Below are 19,095 nucleotides of genomic sequence, written 5' to 3'. Positions count from 1 at the left end.
TCAGTCCGTGTGACGCTCGGCTGCCGCCGCCTGGGCGGCGGTGAACTGGCCGGCGAACTCCGCGACGTACTCCTCGAGACCGGCCTGCTTGGCCGCGAGGGCGGTCGTCGTCCGGTCGGCGCGGCGGGCGTGCTCGTGGATCTTCCGCTGGCGCCGCAGGAGGTTGTCGGACACGGCGCGCAGCTGGGTGAGCTCCGTGGCGAGGCCCGCGGCGTGCGAGCCGCGCTCGACGCTTGCGCGGCGCAGCAGGCTCACGGCGTACGCGACCCCGGCCGTGGCGACCAGGAGCAGCATGGCGATGCCGACCAGCAGGCCGATCACCACGGCCTCGAAGCCGCCGACGACGGCGAGCACGACCAGCAGCACCACGACGAGCACCGCCGCGCCGGCGGTCAGGCCCAGGATCGTGCGCCAGCCCGAGAGCGCGCCACGTGCCGGTGCGGCGGCGGGCTCCGCGGGCCCCTGCTTCGGGCGGGGGGCGGGCCGCAGCTTGAGCGCCTCCGGCCACGCCGGTGCGAGCTCCTGCGGGCGGAGCGCTTCGAGTGAGAGCGTCAGTGCCGCCTCCGTACGAGGGGCGTCCTCGCCGGACGCGACCTGCTCGACGACCAGCACCGCGCTGCCGTCACCGGCACGCCCCAGGTCGGTCACGGTCCAGCCCGGTGCCTCGGCGAGACGTCGGGCGATCATCGGAGAGGTAACGTGGTCGACGTGCAGGTGCAGCTCGGCGAGCCCCGCGGGCCGGCGCGCGAGGATCGTGCCCAGCGCCGCGTCCATGCCGCTCCCGGTCAGCGCCAGGACCAGGGGGGGCGTGGTCAGGACCTGGCTCAGGGCGTCGTACGTCTCCAAGCGGACGTGGTCGAAGAGCGAGCCGTAGATCCGGCCGCCCTCCCGGGCCTCGTCGGCGAAGACCACGGCGTGACGTCGTTGGCTCACTCGATCTCTCCTCTGCTACCCGGGACGGCCGGTCAGCGCCAGAAGCCGCGGGTGTCGACGACGCTCTTGGCGTCGAGGTCGGTGCGGTCGACGGCGTTGAAGGCCTGGTGGTCGACGAGCAGCGCGATCGTGCCGGCCTGGGCGACCGCCTCCTCCAGGCCGACCAGGCGGACGTTGGGCAGCCCGGCCAGCTCCTTGGGCAGCGCGCTGACGTGCGGCTCGACGGCGAGGATGGTGCGGTCGGGCTCGGCAGCGGCCAGCTCGGCGACGACGTGGACGGCCGGGCTCTCGCGCATGTCGTCGATGTTGGCCTTGAAGGCCAGGCCGAGGCAGGCGACGGCCTCGCCGGCGCGGGTGACCTCACGGATCCGCTGCACGACGCCGGCGGGGCGGGCGTCGTTGGTCTCCCGGGCGTGCCGGATGAGGACGGCCTCCTCCGGGGCGGCAGCGACGATGAACCACGGATCGACAGCGATGCAGTGCCCACCGACGCCGGGGCCGGGGTTGAGCACGTTGACGCGCGGGTGGCGGTTGGCGAGCCGGATGATCTCCCAGACGTCGAAGCCCAGCCGCTCGCAGATGTTCGACAGCTCGTTGGCGAAGGCGATGTTGACGTCGCGGAAGGAGTTCTCGACCAGCTTGGCCATCTCGGCGCTGGCCGCATCGGTCAGCAGGATCTCGCCCTTGCAGAAGAGGGCGTACAGCTCGGCGGCACGTGTCGCGCAGGCCGGAGTCAGGCCGCCCACGACACGGTCGTTGGTGATCAGCTCGACCATGATCCGGCCGGGCAGCACCCGCTCGGGGCAGTGCGCGACGTGGATGTCGGGGTTCTCGGCGTCCACGTGCGGCATCCGCAGGTCGGGGCGCTGGGCCGCGATCCACTCGCTCACCTTGAAGGTGGTCCCCGGCGGGGAGGTCGACTCGAGGATGACGATGTCGCCGGGCTGGAGGTGCGGCGCGACGGCCTCCGCGGCTGCCTGCACGTAGCTCAGGTCGGGCTGGTGTCCCTCGCGGAAGGGCGTCGGCACCGCGAGGATGTGGACGTCGGCCGGGGCGGCCGCGGTCGCCGCGGTGAGGTAGCCGCGGGCGACCGCTCCGGCCACCGCCACGTCGAGGTCGGGCTCCACGATGGGGACCTTGCCGGCGTTGACCGCTTCCACGGTCGCGGCATTGACGTCGACGCCGTGGACGCGTACGCCCTGGGCGGCGATCACTGCGCTGGTGGGCAGGCCGATGTAGCCGAGCCCGATGACGGACACTCCGCGATCGAACATGGTTGCTCCTACGTGCCGAGAGGGTTGAAGTCGGGGAGGCGCTCGCCGACGCCGAGCAGCTCGGCGATGGCGGCGACGGCGCGCGGACCGGCGTGGCCGTCGCCGTACGGGTTGACCGCGTTCGCCATCGCGGCGTACGCGGCGGGGTCGCGCAACAGGGTGAGTGCGCTGTCGCGGATCGTGGCCCGGTCCGTGCCGACCAGGCGGACGGTGCCCGCGTCGACGGCCTCGGGACGCTCGGTGTTCTCACGCATCACCAGCACCGGCTTGCCGAGGCTGGGTGCCTCCTCCTGGACGCCGCCGGAGTCGCTGATCACGAGCTCGGCGGCCCGCATGGTGTGGCAGAACTCGTGGTAGTCGAAGGGCTCGGTGAGCAGCACCTGGGGCAGGTCGCCCAGCACCTCGCGGACGACGTCGCGCACGACCGGGTTGCGGTGCATCGGGACGACGAAGGCCAGCTCCGGCTCGGCCTCGGCGATGTCGCGCAGGGCCAGCATCGCCTGGCGCATCGGCTCACCCCACGACTCACGGCGGTGCGCGGTGACGAGGACGAAGCGGCGACCGGCACGGACGAGGTCCTCGACGGCCTCGTCGGCGAAGCGCGGTGGCGTGGTGAGGGCCTCCCGGAGCGCGTCGATCACGGTGTTGCCGGTGGTCGCCACGATCGCGGGGTCGATGCCCTCGGCCAGGAGGTTGGCCCGCGAGGTCGAGGTGGGGGCCAGGTGCAGGCTCGCCAGCGGCGCCACCAGGCGCCGGTTGGCCTCCTCCGGGAACGGGGAGGTGATGTTGCCCGAGCGCAGGCCCGCCTCGAGGTGCACGACCGGGATGCCCTGGTAGAAGGCCGCCAGCGCTGCGATGAACGCGGTGCTGGTGTCGCCCTGGACGACGACCGCGTCGGGACGCTCCTGCTCGAGAAGCTCGCTCACCCGCTGCAGCGCGCGGCTGGACAGGTCCGCGAGGGTCGCGCCGTGGACCATCAGGTCGAGGTCGTGCTCGGGCTTGATCGCGAAGAGCTCGTTGACCTGGTCCAGCATCTCGCGGTGCTGGCCGGTGACGACGACGATCGCGTCGATGAGGTCGTGGCTCTGGAGCCCGGAGACCAGGGGTGCCATCTTGATCGCCTCGGGCCGGGTGCCGTAGATCGCGGCGACGCGGCGGGCGGTGGCGGAGGTGGTCATGCCTGCCTTCGGGTGGGGGTCGGATATGGCCGGCCGCAGTCTATCGACCGCGGGGGACGGACCTAACCGGCTCGCTACGGCAGCAGGCCGAGTGTGACCAGGTCCGCACGGAGCGTGTCGGCGTCGGTGAAGAGGAGGCCGTGCATCCCGACGGCAATAGCGGCGTCGACGTTGATCTGCCGGTCGTCGATGAAGACCAGCCGTTCGGCCGGCAGTCCGATGCGCTCGACCGCGAGGTGGTAGATCGCCGGGTCGGGCTTGGCGAGCTTCTCGGTCCCGGAGACGACGATGTCGGGGAAGAGGTGGAAGAACTCGAACTTCTCCGGCGCATAGCCGTAGAAGAACTCGTGGGGCCAGTTCGTCAGGCCGAGCAGCGGTACGCCCGCGGCGTGCAGCTCCTTCAGGACCTGCGGGGTGCCGGGAACGGCGCCCGGCAGTGACAGGCCGAAGTTGTCCCCGTAGGCGCGGCCGTGGGGCAGGAAGTGCGGGTGGGTCCGCTCCAGCTCGGCGAGGGCGTCGTGCCAGGCGCGGCCCGCGTCCTGCTCGTGGTTCCAGGACATGAAGTCGAACTCGGCGAGGAAGCGCTCGGCCTCCTCCGGTCCCACGCCGGCCGCGACCGCCGGGAACGGGTCCCAGTCGACCAGCACGCCGCCGAAGTCGAACACGACCCCGGACACGGCAGTGTCCGGGGTCGTCTCGTGGTTCGTCATCGCTGGGGTCAGGCCCAGCGCTCGGAGGCGGGCACGAAGTCGAGCGTCCGCGGACCGGTGTAGATCTGCTTCGGGCGGGCGATCTTCTGCTCCTTGTCCGTGGTCAGCTCGAGCCACTGGGCCAGCCAGCCCGGCGTACGGCCGATCGCGAACAGGACGGTGAAGAACTCCGGCGGGAACTGCAGCGCCTCGTAGATGAGGCCCGAGTAGAAGTCCACGTTCGGGTAGAGGCGGCGCTTGATGAAGTACTCGTCCTCGAGCGCGATCCGCTCCAGCTCCTTGGCGACGGCCAGGAGCGGGTTGACCCCGGTGACCTCGAAGACGTCGTCGCAGGCCTTCTTGATGATCTTGGCGCGCGGGTCGAAGTTCTTGTAGACCCGGTGCCCGAAGCCCATGAGGCGCTCGTTGCCGGCCTTGACGCCCTCGATGAACGCCGGGATGTTCTCCACGGTGCCGATCCGCTTGAGCATCCGCAGGACGGCCTCGTTGGCGCCGCCGTGCAGCGGGCCGAACAGGGCGCCGATGCCGGCGGAGACCGCGGAGTACGGGTCGACCTGGGTCGAGCCGACGGCGCGCACGGCGTTGGCCGACGCGTTCTGCTCGTGGTCGGCGTGCAGGATGAAGAGCGTGTCGAGAGCCTTCACGATCCGCGGGTCGGCCGCGTACTTCGGCTCGCTCATCTTGAAGAGCATCGAGAGGAAGTTCTCGGTGTAGGACAGGTCGTTGTCCGGGTAGACGTACGGCTTGCCCTGCGCGTGCCGGAACGACCAGGCGCCCAGCGTCGGCATCTTCGCGATCATCCGCACGACCTGCAGGTGGCGGTTGTCCGCGTCACCGATCAGACCCGCGTCGGGATAGAACGTCGACATGGCGCCGACCGAGGCCATCAGCATGCCCATGGGGTGCGCGTCGTAGCGGAACCCCTGCATGAAGCCCTTGATGTTCTCGTGCACGAAGGTGTGGTAGGTGATCGCGTGGACCCACTTGTCGAACTGCTCCTTGGTGGGCAGCTCGCCGAAGACGAGGAGATACGCGACCTCGAGGAAGCTCGACTTCTCGGCGAGCTGCTCGATCGGGTACCCGCGGTACTCGAGGATGCCCTTGTCGCCATCGATGTAGGTGATGGCGGAGCGGCAGGAAGCGGTGTTCACGAACCCGGGGTCGTAGACGGCCAGGCCAGGTGCGTCGTCGGCGGCCTTGATCTGCCCGATGTCGGCGGCGCGGATGGTGCCGTCGACGATCGGGACGTCGTACTCCATCCCGGTGCGGTTGTCACGCACGGTGAGAGATTCAGTCACGGTAGGCAACGGTAACCGCACGCCCTCGTTTTGACCGCTTCGGGGTCCGCCCGTAGCCTTGGTCAGTCTCGATTCTGCCGCTCCCGTGAGGGGGTAGCCCGGTCCTGCCGCCCGTCAGGGTGCAGGGGAGCCGGCCGTGTTCGTCAGATTCGAGGCGAAGCACCAACCTCTGCCGGCGCCCGCCGCGGAGGCCGAAACGAACGAAGAGGCACTTCCGTGCGCACTTACGCTCCCAAGCCCGGCGACATCGAGCGCGCCTGGCACGTGATCGACGCGGCTGACGTCCGCCTGGGTCGCCTGTCGGTCCAGGTCGCGAACCTGCTCCGTGGCAAGCACAAGGCGATCTACGCCCCCAACGCCGACACCGGCGACTTCGTCATCGTCATCAACGCCGAGAAGGTCTCCCTCTCCGGCGACAAGGCGAAGACCAAGCTGGCCTACCGTCACTCGGGCTACCCGGGTGGTCTGACCGCGACGCCGATCGGCGAGATCCTCGAGAAGGACGCTCGCAAGGCGATCGAGAAGGCCGTCTGGGGCATGCTCCCGAAGAACAAGCTCGGCCGCCAGCAGATCAAGAAGCTGAAGGTCTACTCGGGCCCGACCCACCCGCACCAGGCCCAGCAGGCCGTTCCGTTCGAGATCAAGCAGATCGCCCAGTGAGCCAGGAGAACACCGACATGACTGAGAACGCTGCTGTCTCGGCCGAGGTCGAGGAGACCTTCGAGACCAACGCCGAGGGCGTTGCGTACACCTCTGAGTCCGAGGCCTCGATCGACACGCCGGCCCGCCCGGCCACCGTCGCTCCGGCCCGCGCCACCGGTCGCCGCAAGGAGGCCGTCGCCCGCGTTCGCATCGTCCCGGGCACCGGCCAGTGGACGATCAACGGCCGCGCCTTCGAGGACTACTTCCCGAACGCCCTGCACCGCCAGGTCGCGAACGAGCCCTTCGCCGCTCTCCAGCTCGAGGGCCGCTTCGACGTCATCGCCCGCATCCACGGCGGCGGCATCACCGGCCAGGCCGGCGCGCTGCGCCTCGGCGTGGCCCGCTCGCTCAACGACGTCGACACCGAGGGCTACCGCGCGACGCTGAAGAGCGCCGGTCTGCTGACCCGCGACGCCCGCGTCGTGGAGCGCAAGAAGGCCGGTCTCAAGAAGGCCCGCAAGGCTTCGCAGTTCAGCAAGCGCTGATCTGGCATCCTGCCTTCTATGGCTCGCCTCTTTGGCACGGACGGGGTCCGGGGCCTGGCGAACGGTGAGATCCTCACCGCTTCGCTGGCCCTGGACCTCGCTGTTTCTGCCGCTCAGGTCCTCGCCGACGCCGGCCAGTTCGACGGTCACCGGCCCCGCGCCGTCGTCGGTCGCGATCCCCGCGTCTCGGGACAGTTCCTCGAGGCGGCGGTCTCGGCCGGTCTCGCCTCCGCCGGCGTGGACGTCCTCCACCTCGGTGTGGTCCCGACCCCCGGCATCGCGTACCTGACCGGCTCGCTCGAGGCGGATCTCGGCGTGGTCATCACGGCGTCGCACAACCCGATGCCGGACAACGGCATCAAGTTCCTCGCCCGCGGCGGCGTCAAGCTGGACGACGCCCTCGAGGACGCGATCGAGGACCGCCTGGGCCAGCCCTGGCAGCACCCCACCGGTGCGGGCGTGGGCCGGATCAGCTCCTACCACGGTGGCATCGACGACTACGTCGACCACCTCCTCAGCACCCTCACCTCCCCGGCCGAGGGCCTCCCGCTCGCGGGTCTCACCATCGTGCTCGACTGCGCCAACGGCGCCGCGCACGAGTCGGCCCCGCTCGCGTTCGAGCGCGCCGGGGCGAGCGTGATCGCGATCAACGAGAAGCCGACCGGCCTCAACATCAACGACGGCGTCGGCTCGACGCACCTCGACGGACTGTGCAAGGCCGTCGTCGCGTACGGCGCGGACGCCGGCTTCGCCTTCGACGGCGACGCCGATCGCTGTCTCGCGGTCGACGCGGACGGCGAGGTCGTCGACGGCGACCAGATCATGGGCATGGTCGCGATCGCCCTGCGCGACGCCGGCCGGCTCGCCGACGACACCCTCGTCGCGACCGTGATGAGCAACCTCGGCCTGCACCGCGCCATGCGCGAGGCCGGGATCACCGTGCGCCAGACCGCGGTCGGCGACCGCTACGTGCTGGAGGACCTCAAGGCCGGCGGCTACTCGCTCGGCGGCGAGCAGTCCGGGCACGTGATCATGACCGACCACGCCACCACCGGCGACGGCACGCTCACCGCGCTCCACGTCGCGCAGCGGATGGCCGTCACCGGCTCCTCGCTGGCCTCGCTGGCGCGGGTCGTCACCCGCCTCCCGCAGGTGCTGGTCAACGTCAAGGACGTCGACAAGAGCCGTTGCGACGACGCGGAGCTGATGGCCGCGGTCCGTACCGAGGAGGCCGCTCTGGGCGACTCAGGGCGGATCCTGCTGCGTCCCTCCGGCACCGAGAACCTGGTCCGCGTGATGGTCGAGGCGGCCACCGCCACCGACGCGAACGCGATCGCCGCGCGCCTCGCCGACGTCGTGAAGCAGCGTCTGGCGCTCTGAGGACCCACCCGGCCGGGCGAGCACCGGTGTGCGGCTCCTCGCGACCCGGCGTCCCGTCCGCCGGGCGCGCGCAGCGCTGCCCGGGATCAGAGCTTGCGAAGCCGCACGTAGCGCACCGAGTGGTCGCGGTCCTTGCGCAGCACCAGGGTCGCGCGCGAGCGGGTGGGCAGGACGTTCTCGATCAGGTTGGGGCCGTTGATGGTCTCCCAGATCCGGTTGCCCTCCGCGATCGCCTCCTCGTGGGTGAGGGAGGCGTACTTCGCGAAGTACGACGACGGGTTGCGGAACGCCGTCTCGCGCAGTCGCAGGAAGCGCTCGACGTACCACTCCTGGATGCAGGTGGTGCCGGCGTCGACGTAGACGGAGAAGTCGAAAAAGTCCGAGAGACCCAGGCCCGTACGGCCGTCCTCGCGAGCCCGTGCGGGCTGGAGGACGTTGAGCCCCTCGACGATCACGATGTCGGGTCGCTTGATCGTCACCTTCTCGTCGGGGAGCACGTCGTAGACGAGGTGGGAGTAGATCGGGGCCTCGACCTCCTCCTTGCCGGACTTGATGTCGACGACGAACTTGAGCAGTGCGCGCCGGTCGTACGACTCGGGGAAGCCCTTGCGCTGCATCAGCCCACGGCGCTCGAGCTCGGCGTTGGGGTAGAGGAACCCGTCGGTGGTCACCAGCGCGACGTTGGGGTGCTCGGGCCAGTGCGCGAGCATCTGCTGCAGCACGCGCGCGGTGGTGGACTTGCCGACCGCCACGGATCCGGCCAGCCCGATCACGAAGGGCGTACGGGCGGGGATGTCGCGCCCGAGGAAGTGCTCCTGCTCGCGGTGCAGCCGGCCGGCCGCCTCCACGCGCAGGCTCAGCAGCCGCGACAGGGGGAGGTAGACCTGCTCGACCTCGCGCAGGTCGATCGAGTCACCGAGGCCCTGCAGCCTCGCGATCTCCTCGGCGGTGAGCGGGTTGCGCGTCTCCTTGGCGAGTGCCGCCCAGGTCTCGCGGTCCAGCTCCAGATAGGGCGACGCCTCCTGGGCCCCGCCATGCGACGTGGCGCCCGAGTGCCCAGAGCTCGACATGGCGTCGATTCTGGCAGCCCGCGCCGCGGAGGTGTGCAGCGGTCCACGCCGGTAGACTCCGCGGCCATGTGCGGAATCGTGGGATACGTCGGCATGCGCTCGGCTCAGGACGTCGTCATCGAGGGCCTGCGACGGCTCGAGTACCGCGGCTACGACTCCGCCGGCATCGCCCTGGTCGACCACGGCACGATCGCCAGCGACAAGAAGTCCGGCAAGCTCGCCAACCTGGAGAAGGCGATCGAGGAGAGCCCCCTGCCGGCCTCCACGATCGGCATCGGTCACACCCGCTGGGCCACCCACGGCGCGCCCACCGACCGCAACGCCCACCCGCACCTGGGCCGCGAGCAGCGGCTGGCGCTGGTGCACAACGGCATCATCGAGAACTTCGCCGAGATCCGGGCCGAGCTCGAGGCCGAGAGCCACGAGCTCCTCTCCGAGACCGACACCGAGGTCGCCGCCCACCTCATCGAGCGCGAGCTCGACAAGGGCGTCGACCTGACGGTCGCGATGCAGGCGGCCTGCCGCCAGATGGAGGGCGCCTTCACCCTCGTCGCCGTCGACTCCCAGGACCCCGACCGGGTCGTGGCCGCACGCCGCAACTCCCCCCTGGTGGTGGGTCTGGGCGAGGGGGAGAACTTCCTCGGCTCCGACGTCGCCGCCTTCATCGAGCACACCCGCGAGGCGCTCGAGCTGGGCCAGGACCAGGTCGTCACGATCACGCGCGACGGCGTCGCGGTGTCGACGTTCGACGGCGAGCCCGCCGAGGGCACCCGCTACCACGTCGACTGGGACCTGTCGGCCGCCGAGAAGGACGGCCACGACTGGTTCATGCGCAAGGAGATCTTCGAGCAGCCGCGCGCCGTCGCGGACTCGCTGCTCGGTCGCCGCGACGCGTCCGGTCGGCTGCAGCTCGACGAGGTGCGGCTCTCGGACGAGGACCTGCGCGAGATCGACAAGGTGATCGTGATCGCCTGCGGCACGTCGTTCTACGCCGGCATGGTCGCCAAGTACGCCATCGAGCACTGGTGCCGCGTCCCGGTCGAGGTCGAGCTGGCCTCGGAGTTCCGCTACCGCGACCCGATCCTCACCCAGCGCACCCTGGTGGTGGCGATCTCGCAGTCCGGCGAGACCGCCGACACCCTCCAGGCGATCCGGCACGCGCGCTCGCAGGGCTCCAAGGTGCTGGCGATCTGCAACACCAACGGCTCGACCATCCCGCGCGAGTCCGACGCGGTCATCTACACCCACGCCGGCCCCGAGATCGGCGTCGCGTCGACCAAGGGCTTCCTCACCCAGCTGGTGGCCTGCTACCTCCTCGGCCTCTACTTCGCGCAGGTCAAGGGCACCCGCTTCGGCGACGAGATCAACCAGATCATGGACCAGCTCGAGGAGATGCCGGCCCACATCGATACGGTGCTCAGCCACGCCGACGAGGTCTACGCGATGGCCAAGGAGTACCTGGGCACGCCGTCGGTCCTGTTCCTGGGCCGCCACGCCGGCTACCCGGTCGCCCTCGAGGGCGCGCTCAAGCTCAAGGAGCTCGCCTACATCCACGCCGAGGGCTTCGCTGCCGGCGAGCTCAAGCACGGCCCCATCGCGCTGGTCGACAACGGCCTGCCGATCTGGTGCATCGTGCCGCCGCGCGGCCGCGACCAGCTGCACGAGAAGATGGTCTCCGGCATCCAGGAGGTGCGCGCCCGCGGTGCTCGCACGATCTGCCTGGCCGAGGAGGGCGACACCGCCATCGAGCCGTACGCCGACGTGCTGATCCGCCTGCCGAAGGTCCCCGTGCTGCTCCAGCCGCTGGTCGCCACCGTCCCGCTGCAGCTCTTCGCCTGTGAGCTGGCCACCCTGATGGGCCACGACGTCGACATGCCGCGCAACCTGGCGAAGTCCGTCACCGTCGAGTGATCGAGGTGGCCTCCAGGCACCGCCGAGTCGGCCCTCGCGCGCGGTCGAGCCGGCCGTGAGCACCGTCGGCGTCGGCATCGACGTCTGCGACATCGCCCGCTTCCAGGAGTCGCTGGCACGCACGCCCGGCCTGGCCGAGCGACTCTTCGTCGGCGACGAGGTCGGTCGTCCGGCCGCCTCGCTCGCCGCGCGCTTCGCCGCCAAGGAGGCGCTCGCCAAGGCCCTGGGTGCTCCTGCCGGGCTGGCCTGGCACGACGCCGAGGTCGTCTCGCTCGCGTCGGGTCAGCCGACCTTCGTGCTGCGGGCCTCGGTGGCCGCCGCCGCCGAGGCGAAGGGCGTCACCTCGGTCCACGTCTCGCTGTCGCACGACGGCGGGTTGGCGACGGCGTACGTGCTGCTCGAAGGCTGACCGCCTCGATGATCGAGCACGCGTCTGACACGCTGGGCCCGTGAGGTCAGCGCACACCGTCGAGCAGGTCCGAGCCGCCGAGGCGGCGCTGTTGGCGACGCTGCCGGAGGGCGCGCTGATTCTGCGGGCCGCGACCGGCCTGGCGTACGCGATCGAGGAGCTGCTCGGCGGTGTCTACGGGCGCCGGGTCGTGCTGCTCGTCGGGCCGGGCGACAACGGCGGGGACGCGCTCTACGCGGGCGCGCACCTGGCCCGTCGCGGCGCGTACGTCGAGGCGTGGATCCTGCTCGGCCGGGCCCACGAGCGCGGACTCGCCGCCCTCCGGAGCGCCGGTGGGCGGGTGCGCCAGCCTCGCCCGCTGTCCGCGGCGAGTGTCGACGTGGTCGTCGACGGCGTGCTCGGCATCGGCGGGCGCCCCGGTCTGCCGCCGGAGGTGGCTGAGGCCGTCATCCCCATCCACCGCTCGATCCCGTTCGTGGCCGTCGACATCCCCAGCGGGATGGACTGCGACACCGGCGAGCGCCACGGCATGGCGCTGCAGGCCGACCTGACGGTCACCTTCGGCACCCACAAGATCGCCCACCTGGCCGACCCCTCCGCCGCTGACTGCGGCGTGGTCGAGCTCGTCGACCTCGGGCTCGAGCTGCCGCCGGCACCGGTCGAGAGCCTGCAGGCCGCCGACGTCGCCCGACTGGTGCCACGGCCGCAGGCACACGCCCAGAAGTACACACGCGGCGTCGTCGGTGTCCGCGCCGGCAGCGACCGTTACCCGGGCGCAGCCCTGCTGGCGATCAGCGGTGCCGCCACCGGCCTGGCCGGGATGGTCCGCTACGTCGGCTCCGCCGGGGACCCGGTGAAGCAGCAGCACCCCGAGGTGGTCGGCGCCGGGCGGGTGCAGGCCTGGGTCGTGGGCTCCGGCACCGACACCGACGCCGAGCAGCACCTGCGCGACGCCCTCGCCGACGAGGTGCCGGTCGTGATCGACGCCGACGCGCTCGCGCATCTCGACAAGGCCGACGTGCGGGCCACGCTCGCCGGGAAGGGCCACGTGCTCACGCCGCACGCGGGCGAGCTCGCGGCGATGCTCCAGGCGGACCGCAAGGAGATCGAGGCCCGGCCGCTGCACTTCGCCCGGCACGCGGCCGCGACGTACGGCGTCGTCGTCCTGCTCAAGGGCCGCCGTACCGTCGTCGCCACGCCGGAGGGCCGCGCGCGGATCAACACCACCGGCACGCCCTACCTCGCCACCGCCGGTGCCGGCGACGTCCTCGCCGGGCTGATCGGGGCGCTGCTCGCGGCCGGCCTCGACCCGTTCGACGCGGCCGGCGCCGGCGCCTGGCTACACGGCGCGGCGGCCACTCTGGCCGGCGACGGCGGCCCGATCGTCGCCGGGGATGTCGCCCGTCACCTCCCCTCGGTGATCCGCGGCCTGACCCGGGGATGAAAGACTGACCCCATGACCCGGGCCGAGATCGTCGTCGACCTCGCCGCGATCCGCCGCAACGTCGCCACCCTCAAGGCGATGGCCGGGGTCGCGATGATGACGGTCGTCAAGGCTGACGGGTACGGCCACGGCATGCTCGAGTCGGCCCGCGCCGCTCGCGAGGCCGGAGCCGACTGGCTCGGCGTCGCGACCCTCGACGAGGCGCTCGCGCTGCGCGCCACGGGCGACACCGGCCGCATGCTGTGCTGGCTCACCGTCCCCGCCGACGATCTGGCGCCGGTGCTCGCCGCCGACATCGACGTCACCGCCTACACCGTCGCCGAGCTCGACCGGATCGCCGAGGCCGCCGCCCGCGCCGGCGGGGCTCCGTACCGGGTGCAGCTCAAGGTCGACACCGGTCTTTCGCGCGGCGGCGCCACCCTCGCCGAGTGGCCCGACGTCGTGGCCCGCGCCCGCGCCGGCGAGCAGGCCGGCACCTGGCGGATCACCGGCATCTGGTCCCACTTCGCCAGCAGCGAGGTCCCCGACGACCCGGCCAACGACGAGCAGGAGAAGGTCTTCGAGGAGGCCCTCGCGATCGCCGCCGACGGCGGGCTCGAGCCGGAGGTGCGCCACCTGGCGAACTCGGCCGCCGCGATCCTGCGCCCGAGCAGCCGCTACGACCTGGTCCGGTGCGGCATCGCGTCGTACGGCCTCGACCCAGCGCCCGGCCTGCACCAGGTCGAGCTGATCCCGGCGATGACCGTGCGTGCCGAGCTCGCGCTGGTCAAGCACGTCGAGGCGGGAGCCGCGGTCTCGTACGGCCGACGGTGGACGGCCGCCGAGCCGACCACCCTGGGGCTGGTCCCGATCGGGTACGCCGAGGGCGTCGCGCGCCGCGCCTCGCCCGGCGCGGAGGTGCTCATCGAGGGCAGCCGCCGGCCGATCAGGGGCACGATCTGCATGGACCAGTTCGTGGTCGATCTCGGCGGCGACACGCCGGCTCCCGGCAGCGAGGTTCTGCTGTGGGGGCCGGGCACGCGCGGCGAGCCCACCGCGGAGGAGTGGGCGCAGGCGACGGGCACGATCAGCTACGAGATCGTGACCCGACTCGGGGGCCGGCTCAGCCGGCGCCACATCGACAGCCAGAGGGAGACTGAGCGATGAGCGAGCGCAGCGAGCGAGAAGTCCACGACAGTGCATGGTGTGCCGCCTCATCGGCGCACGGAGCGCTGTGCCACTCGATGTGGGGAGTACGTCGATGAGCATGACCAAGAGGATCGCTGCCATCGCGGCCGGAGCCGCGGGCGCGGCCGCCGTGGGGGGCGTGCTCGACGTGTCCCGTCGCCGGCGCGCTCTCGTCGCCCGGCGCGGGGCCGCGAAGAAGACGATCTTCGGCTCCCTGAACACCCCGCCGCGCCACCTCGTCACCGATGACGGGGTCGACCTGCACGTCGAGATCGACGAGGCCGAGTCGGACCTCACCTTGGTCTTCGTGCACGGCTACACGCTCAACCTGGACTGCTGGCACTTCCAGCGCGCCGCCTACCGCGGCCTCGTCCGCAGCGTCTACTACGACCAGCGCTCGCACGGCCGCAGTGGCCGCTCGTCGAGCGAGAACGCCACCATCGACCAGGTCGGGCGAGACCTCAAGCAGGTGATCGACGCGTTCGTCCCGGAGGGGCCGGTCGTGCTGGTCGGTCACTCGATGGGCGGCATGACGATCGTCGCGCTCGCCGAGCAACACCCGGATCTCTTCAAGCCGCTCAGTCAGGGCGGCCGGATCGTCGGCGCCGCGCTGATCTCGACCACGGCCGGCGGGCTCGACCCGGCCCGCGTGCTGCTGCCGATGATCCCGGCGAAGGTCGGTGCCGGGCTCACCGACGGCGCGGTCAAGACGCTGGCCCGCGGCCACAAGGCGGTGGACGGCGTCCGACGCGTCGGCGCCAACCTCGCCAGCGTGGTCACCGACACCTTCGCCTTCGGCGACGAGGTACCCGAGGGCTACGTCGCGTTCGTCAACGACATGATCGCGATGACGCCGTTCCAGGTGGTCGCGCAGTTCTTCCCGGGATTCCGCGACATGGACAAGTTCGAGTACGTCGGCATCCTCGGCGCGATCCCGACGACGATCATCTGCGGCACCAGCGACAAGCTCACCGCGATCGGGCACAGTCGCAAGCTGCAGAGTCGCATCCCCGGCTCCACGCTGGTCGAGTGCCCCAACGCCGGCCACATGGTGATCATGGAGCGCCACGGCCAGGTGAACGCCGCGCTCGACCAGCTCCTCGCCCGGGCGGAGCAGGCGTGAGCCACCAGCCCGATGTCGAGGTGACCGTACGCCGGGTCGGCCCCGAGGCCGCTGCCGACGTGCTGCGGATCGTGCTCGCCGCGTTCGGCGAGCGCCCGCCGCTGGATCCACCCGCGGACGCGCTGCACGAGACGGTCGAGTCGATCGCGATCCAGCTCGCCTCGCACGGCGGCCTCATCGCGGAGGTCGACGGCGAGCCGGCCGGCACCCTGATCTTCGACCCGGTCGGCCGCACCGTCTTCCTGCGCCGCTTCGCCGTCCTGCCCGACCGGCAGCACCACGGCATCGCCCACGTCATGATCAACACCGCTGTCACGGCCTCGGACGGCTTCGACGACCTCACCGTCGTCGCCCGCGAGGAGCTGCCGCGCACCGTCCGCTTCTGGCAGCGCGCCGGCTTCCGCGAGATCGCGCATCGCACCCCGTACGTCGAGCTGCGCCGCCCGCTGCGCACGCACGTCGAGGAGGTCAGCGACGCCGAGGAGATGCGCGACCTCGGCCGTACTCTGGCCAAGCAGCTCCGGGCGGGCGACCTGCTGGTCCTCAGCGGCGAGCTCGGCGCCGGCAAGACCACCTTCACCCAGGGCCTCGGCGAGGGGCTGGGCGTGCGTGGCGCGGTCACGTCGCCGACCTTCGTCATCGCCCGCGTCCATCCCTCCGAGATCGGCGGACCCGATCTGGTGCACGTCGATGCCTACCGCCTGGGCGGGATGGCCGAGCTCGACGACCTCGACCTCGACACCGACCTCGACGACGCGGTGACGGTCGTCGAGTGGGGCGCCGGCCTGGCCGAGGGACTGGCCGAGTCCCGCCTGGAGATCCGGATCGTGCGCGCCCTGACCATCGACGAGCTCGAGGGCGACGAGGATCCGCGTCGCGTGGAGATCACCCCCGTCGGCCCGCGCTGGCACGACCTGCACTTCGACGACTTCACCGGAGAGCGCTCATGACCCTGCTGCTGGCCTTCGACACCGCGACCCCCCAGGTCAGCGTGGCCCTCCACGACGGTGAGGAGGTGATCGTCGAGCTGACCTCCGACCGGGCGATGAAGCACGGCGAGCAGCTCGCGCCGCTGATCGCCGAGGCGCTCACGCAGGCCGGGGCGGTCCGCCAGGACCTCACCGCGATCGCGGTCGGCACCGGTCCGGGGCCCTTCACCGGCCTGCGGGTCGGGCTGGTCACCGCCCGCACGCTCGGCTTCGTCCTCGACATCCCCGTGTACGCCGTCTGCTCGCTCGACGTGATCGCGGCCCAAGCGGTCGCCTCCGGCGTGGCGGGGCCGTTCACGGTCGCCACCGACGCGCGCCGCAAGGAGGTCTACCTCGCGACGTACGACGAGCTGGGGCGCCGTCTCGACGGGCCGCAGGTGATCCGCCCGGCCGACGCCGCCACCGACCAGCCGACGGCCGGCGAGGGCGCGCTGCTCTATCCCGGCGCCTTCCCGAACGCCTTCGGTCCCACCCGGCCGAGCGCCGCCTGGATGGCCGTCGCGGTCAGCGAGGAGCTCGTCGAGCTGATCGATCCCGAGCCGCTGTACCTGCGCCGCCCGGACGCGGTCGCGGCCGCCCAGAGGTGAGGGCCCAGCGATGAGGATCCGGCTCGCCGAGACGGCCGACGTCGAGGCGATCGCCGATCTCGAGGCCGAGTCGTTCCCAGCGGACTCCTGGCCGGCCGGCTACCTGCGCGAGGGCGTCGAGGGCCTGCTGCACGGCACGGTCCTGCACGTCGCGGTCGATGATGACGGTGTGATCGTGGGGCACGCGATCACCTCGATCGTCTTCGAGATCGCCGAGCTGCAGCGGATCTCGGTCACCCCGGCGCTGCGACGCAGGGGAGTGGCCGGCGAGCTGCTCGCGGCCGTACGGGACGAGGCGACCCGCCAGGGCGCCGAGCGGCTCCTGCTGGAGGTGCGCGAGACGAACACCGGCGCGCTCGCGTTCTACGAGCGCGCCGGCTTCGTCGAGATCGACCGGCGGCCCCGCTACTACCGTGACGGGACCACCGCGATCATCCTGCAGATGGAGCTCTAGGGCAGGTAGTACGTCGGGTTCGGCAGCTTGTAGGTGGCGTCAGCGGCGCCACCGATGAGGTCGGAGAACTGGTCGCCCAGGTTGGCCACGATGTCGAGGCCCTTCTGCGACTCCAGGTACTTCCGCGTGCCGGACTTGTACTCGATCGTCGTGCACTTCGCCGGGTCGGCGCAGGTGATGTACGCCGGCGGCGTCGCGGGGCTCACCCACTTCGTGTAGTAGTTCGCGGCGGTGAACAGCGGCTTGCCGGCCGCGTCGACGTACCCCTGCTCGGTGAGGTTCGCGATGGTGGCGTCCTCCTGGGCGGTGTTGCGACCGGTCAGGCCGATCACCGTGCAACCCGCCTTGGCGACGGCCTTGGCCAGCGCCGGCATGCCCGGCGTGGCGGCGAACTTCTTGCCCTGGACCCAGACGTCCTGCAGCGCGGGGTTGAAGGCGAAGCCCATCGCCCCGTCCTCCATGTCGTAGGTCCACAGGGTGGTGTCGTCGGCGTCGAAGACCACGGCCGGGTCCTTGACCACCTTCGCGGCGGCGATCGCGGCGCGGTCGGCGGCGAGGGTCGCCCGGGCCTTGGTGAGCGCGCGGCGGGCCTTGGCGAGAGCCTTCTTCTTCTGCCTCACCACGTGCGACGCACCGGTGTGGTGCCGCTTGGCCTGCTTGAGCTGGCGCACGGCGCGGGCGACCGCCTTCGTCGCCTTGGTGACGGCGCGGGTGTCAGTGGTGAGCGCGGCCGTCGCCTTGGAGCCGGCGAGCCGGGTCGCGGCCGCCGTGGCGACGCCCTGCTGGCATGCGGTGGTGATCTTCGGGGTCCAGCTCGCCTCGAGGGCGGTCAGCTGGGTGATGTACGGCGACGTCGTCTTGTCGGCGATGCCCTTGTTCGCGCCGGAGGACGGTGCGTTGTAGTACGCCCGGATCAGGCTGACCACGGCACCCTCGTTGGGGATCGCGTCACCGTCGGTCGCGGTCGGGCCGCCGGAGCCGTCCGGGGCCATCGTGTACATCTTCGGCAGCACCATGGCGCTGTCGCCCGCCGGGGCGCCGGTGATGTCGGCCGAGGGCAGGAAGTAGCTCGGGTTGGGCACCTTCTGGGACTTCGCGGCGTAGCCGCCCTCGAGATCGCTCCACTGGTCGCCGACGTTCATCGCGATCGTGACGCCGTCGGTGTCCTGGATGTGCTTGCGGGTCAGCGCCTTGTACTCGACCGTCGAGCATGCGGTCGCAGCACTGCCGTCGGCGGTGCAGTCGACCCACGGCTGGTTGGCCAGGTCCTTGGTGAAGAGCGTGTCGCCGTCGAACAACGGCGTGCCGGTGGCGGTGCCGTCGCTGGTGTAGCCGGCCTTGACGAGGTTGCCGAGGGTGTGGGTCTCCTGCGCCGCGGGCCGACCGGTGATGCCATAGATCTTGTAGCCCTGGCCTGCGAGCTTCCGCAGCAGCGCCGGCATCCCCGCCACTGCGGGGAAGAGCTCGTGATTGACCCAGATCGCGTTGACCGCGGGTGAGTAGTTGAAGCTCATGTCCTCCTCGTTGCCGTAGTCGCTCAGCAGCGTGGAGTCGACGTCGAACACGACCGCCGTGTTGGCCGCGGGCGCGTCCGGGAGTGCGGCGTCGATGGCGTCGGCCACCGCCTTGGTGTTCGTGGCGTACGGGGAGGTGTCCAGGTTCGGCAGGTACGTCTTCTGCGGGACGGTGGAGACGTCGTCACCGTCGAGTCCATCCGTGGCGAAGACGTACGCCGGGTCGTCCACCTTGGTGGTGCCGGTGCCGTAGTACGCCCGGAGGGTCGACTTGACGGAGTCGATGTTCGGGATGGCACCGCCGTCGGTCGGCGCCACGACGGTGCCGTCCTGGTTGACGGTGAAGCTGAAGCTGGTCGCAGGGCTGAGCGGATCCGCGGCGTGCGCGGGCGCTCCGGTGACCATCGTCGTCACGAGCGCCGCGCACGCGGCGATCGTGACGGCGGGACGGGTGACTCTCATGAATG

At 71.3% G+C, this 19,095-nt stretch carries 18 protein-coding genes; 11 read left to right on the top strand and 7 right to left on the bottom strand.

Annotated elements, in window-relative coordinates:
* The 5 genes from KSO98_RS00310 to KSO98_RS00290 form a co-directional block, all read right to left on the bottom strand.
* Complete coding sequence (locus KSO98_RS00310; protein ID WP_225282772.1) at positions 1–933, bottom strand: hypothetical protein; 933 nt, start codon at positions 931–933, stop codon at positions 1–3.
* Between the two features lie 32 nt (positions 934–965).
* The gene (wecC, locus tag KSO98_RS00305; RefSeq protein ID WP_225282771.1) at positions 966–2,207 is read right to left on the bottom strand and encodes a UDP-N-acetyl-D-mannosamine dehydrogenase; all 1,242 of its coding nucleotides are present in this window, start codon (positions 2,205–2,207) and stop codon (positions 966–968) included.
* An 8-nt stretch (positions 2,208–2,215) separates the two neighbouring features.
* Complete coding sequence (wecB, locus tag KSO98_RS00300) at positions 2,216–3,385, bottom strand: non-hydrolyzing UDP-N-acetylglucosamine 2-epimerase (RefSeq protein WP_225282770.1); 1,170 nt, start codon at positions 3,383–3,385, stop codon at positions 2,216–2,218.
* A 74-nt stretch (positions 3,386–3,459) separates the two neighbouring features.
* Complete coding sequence (locus KSO98_RS00295; RefSeq protein WP_225282769.1) at positions 3,460–4,062, bottom strand: HAD family hydrolase; 603 nt, start codon at positions 4,060–4,062, stop codon at positions 3,460–3,462.
* Positions 4,063–4,103: 41 nt separating this feature from the next.
* Positions 4,104–5,393, bottom strand: coding sequence for a citrate synthase (locus KSO98_RS00290; RefSeq protein WP_225282768.1), 1,290 nt, complete (start codon positions 5,391–5,393; stop codon positions 4,104–4,106).
* 216 nt (positions 5,394–5,609) lie between these two features.
* Between KSO98_RS00290 and rplM the strand changes: the two genes are divergently transcribed.
* Genes rplM through glmM form a run of 3 tightly spaced genes read left to right on the top strand, consistent with a single transcriptional unit; the run spans position 5,610 to position 7,960 of the window.
* Positions 5,610–6,053: a 50S ribosomal protein L13 gene (rplM, locus tag KSO98_RS00285; RefSeq protein ID WP_225282767.1), complete on the top strand. Its 444-nt coding sequence runs from the start codon at positions 5,610–5,612 to the stop codon at positions 6,051–6,053.
* 17 nt (positions 6,054–6,070) lie between these two features.
* Positions 6,071–6,580, top strand: coding sequence for a 30S ribosomal protein S9 (gene rpsI / locus KSO98_RS00280; protein WP_225282766.1), 510 nt, complete (start codon positions 6,071–6,073; stop codon positions 6,578–6,580).
* Positions 6,581–6,598: 18 nt separating this feature from the next.
* Positions 6,599–7,960, top strand: coding sequence for a phosphoglucosamine mutase (gene glmM, locus KSO98_RS00275; RefSeq protein ID WP_225282765.1), 1,362 nt, complete (start codon positions 6,599–6,601; stop codon positions 7,958–7,960).
* A gap of 86 nt (positions 7,961–8,046) precedes the next feature.
* Here the strand turns inward: glmM and coaA are convergent, their stop codons facing one another.
* Complete coding sequence (gene coaA, locus KSO98_RS00270) at positions 8,047–9,030, bottom strand: type I pantothenate kinase (protein WP_225282764.1); 984 nt, start codon at positions 9,028–9,030, stop codon at positions 8,047–8,049.
* Between the two features lie 66 nt (positions 9,031–9,096).
* Here coaA and glmS point away from each other — a divergent pair, with 66 nt between their 5' ends.
* The 8 genes from glmS to rimI all read left to right on the top strand — a co-directional run bounded on the left by glmS (position 9,097) and on the right by rimI (position 17,114).
* The gene (gene glmS, locus KSO98_RS00265; RefSeq protein WP_225282763.1) at positions 9,097–10,941 is read left to right on the top strand and encodes a glutamine--fructose-6-phosphate transaminase (isomerizing); all 1,845 of its coding nucleotides are present in this window, start codon (positions 9,097–9,099) and stop codon (positions 10,939–10,941) included.
* Between the two features lie 55 nt (positions 10,942–10,996).
* Positions 10,997–11,350, top strand: coding sequence for a holo-ACP synthase (locus tag KSO98_RS00260; RefSeq protein ID WP_225282762.1), 354 nt, complete (start codon positions 10,997–10,999; stop codon positions 11,348–11,350).
* Between the two features lie 40 nt (positions 11,351–11,390).
* Positions 11,391–12,794, top strand: a complete 1,404-nt coding sequence (locus KSO98_RS00255; protein WP_225282761.1) for an NAD(P)H-hydrate dehydratase — start codon at positions 11,391–11,393, stop codon at positions 12,792–12,794.
* 12 nt (positions 12,795–12,806) lie between these two features.
* Entirely contained in the window at positions 12,807–13,940 is a 1,134-nt protein-coding gene (alr, locus tag KSO98_RS00250) for an alanine racemase (protein WP_225282760.1), read from the top strand.
* A gap of 94 nt (positions 13,941–14,034) precedes the next feature.
* Positions 14,035–15,084 (top strand): alpha/beta fold hydrolase, encoded by a 1,050-nt coding sequence (locus KSO98_RS00240; RefSeq protein WP_225282759.1) that lies wholly within the window; start codon positions 14,035–14,037, stop codon positions 15,082–15,084.
* Positions 15,081–16,034, top strand: coding sequence for a tRNA (adenosine(37)-N6)-threonylcarbamoyltransferase complex ATPase subunit type 1 TsaE (gene tsaE, locus KSO98_RS00235; protein ID WP_225282758.1), 954 nt, complete (start codon positions 15,081–15,083; stop codon positions 16,032–16,034). The genes KSO98_RS00240 and tsaE overlap by 4 nt, the downstream gene beginning before the upstream one ends.
* Positions 16,031–16,660 carry a tRNA (adenosine(37)-N6)-threonylcarbamoyltransferase complex dimerization subunit type 1 TsaB gene (gene tsaB / locus KSO98_RS00230; protein WP_225282757.1) on the top strand — a complete coding sequence of 210 codons (630 nt, stop codon included), beginning with the start codon at positions 16,031–16,033 and terminating at the stop codon, positions 16,658–16,660. The genes tsaE and tsaB overlap by 4 nt, the downstream gene beginning before the upstream one ends.
* Before the next feature lie 10 nt (positions 16,661–16,670).
* Complete coding sequence (gene rimI / locus KSO98_RS00225; protein WP_225282756.1) at positions 16,671–17,114, top strand: ribosomal protein S18-alanine N-acetyltransferase; 444 nt, start codon at positions 16,671–16,673, stop codon at positions 17,112–17,114.
* Here rimI and KSO98_RS00220 read toward each other — a convergent pair.
* Positions 17,111–19,090: an HAD family acid phosphatase gene (locus KSO98_RS00220; protein ID WP_225282755.1), complete on the bottom strand. Its 1,980-nt coding sequence runs from the start codon at positions 19,088–19,090 to the stop codon at positions 17,111–17,113. The genes rimI and KSO98_RS00220 overlap by 4 nt on opposite strands.
* Positions 19,091–19,095: the final 5 nt, after the last annotated feature.

The organism is Nocardioides nematodiphilus, from assembly GCF_020216525.1.
Lineage (GTDB): Bacteria > Actinomycetota > Actinomycetes > Propionibacteriales > Nocardioidaceae > Nocardioides > Nocardioides nematodiphilus.
The sequence above is the reverse complement of the archived record's forward strand: the minus strand, read 5'-3'. Positions and strand labels throughout refer to the sequence as shown.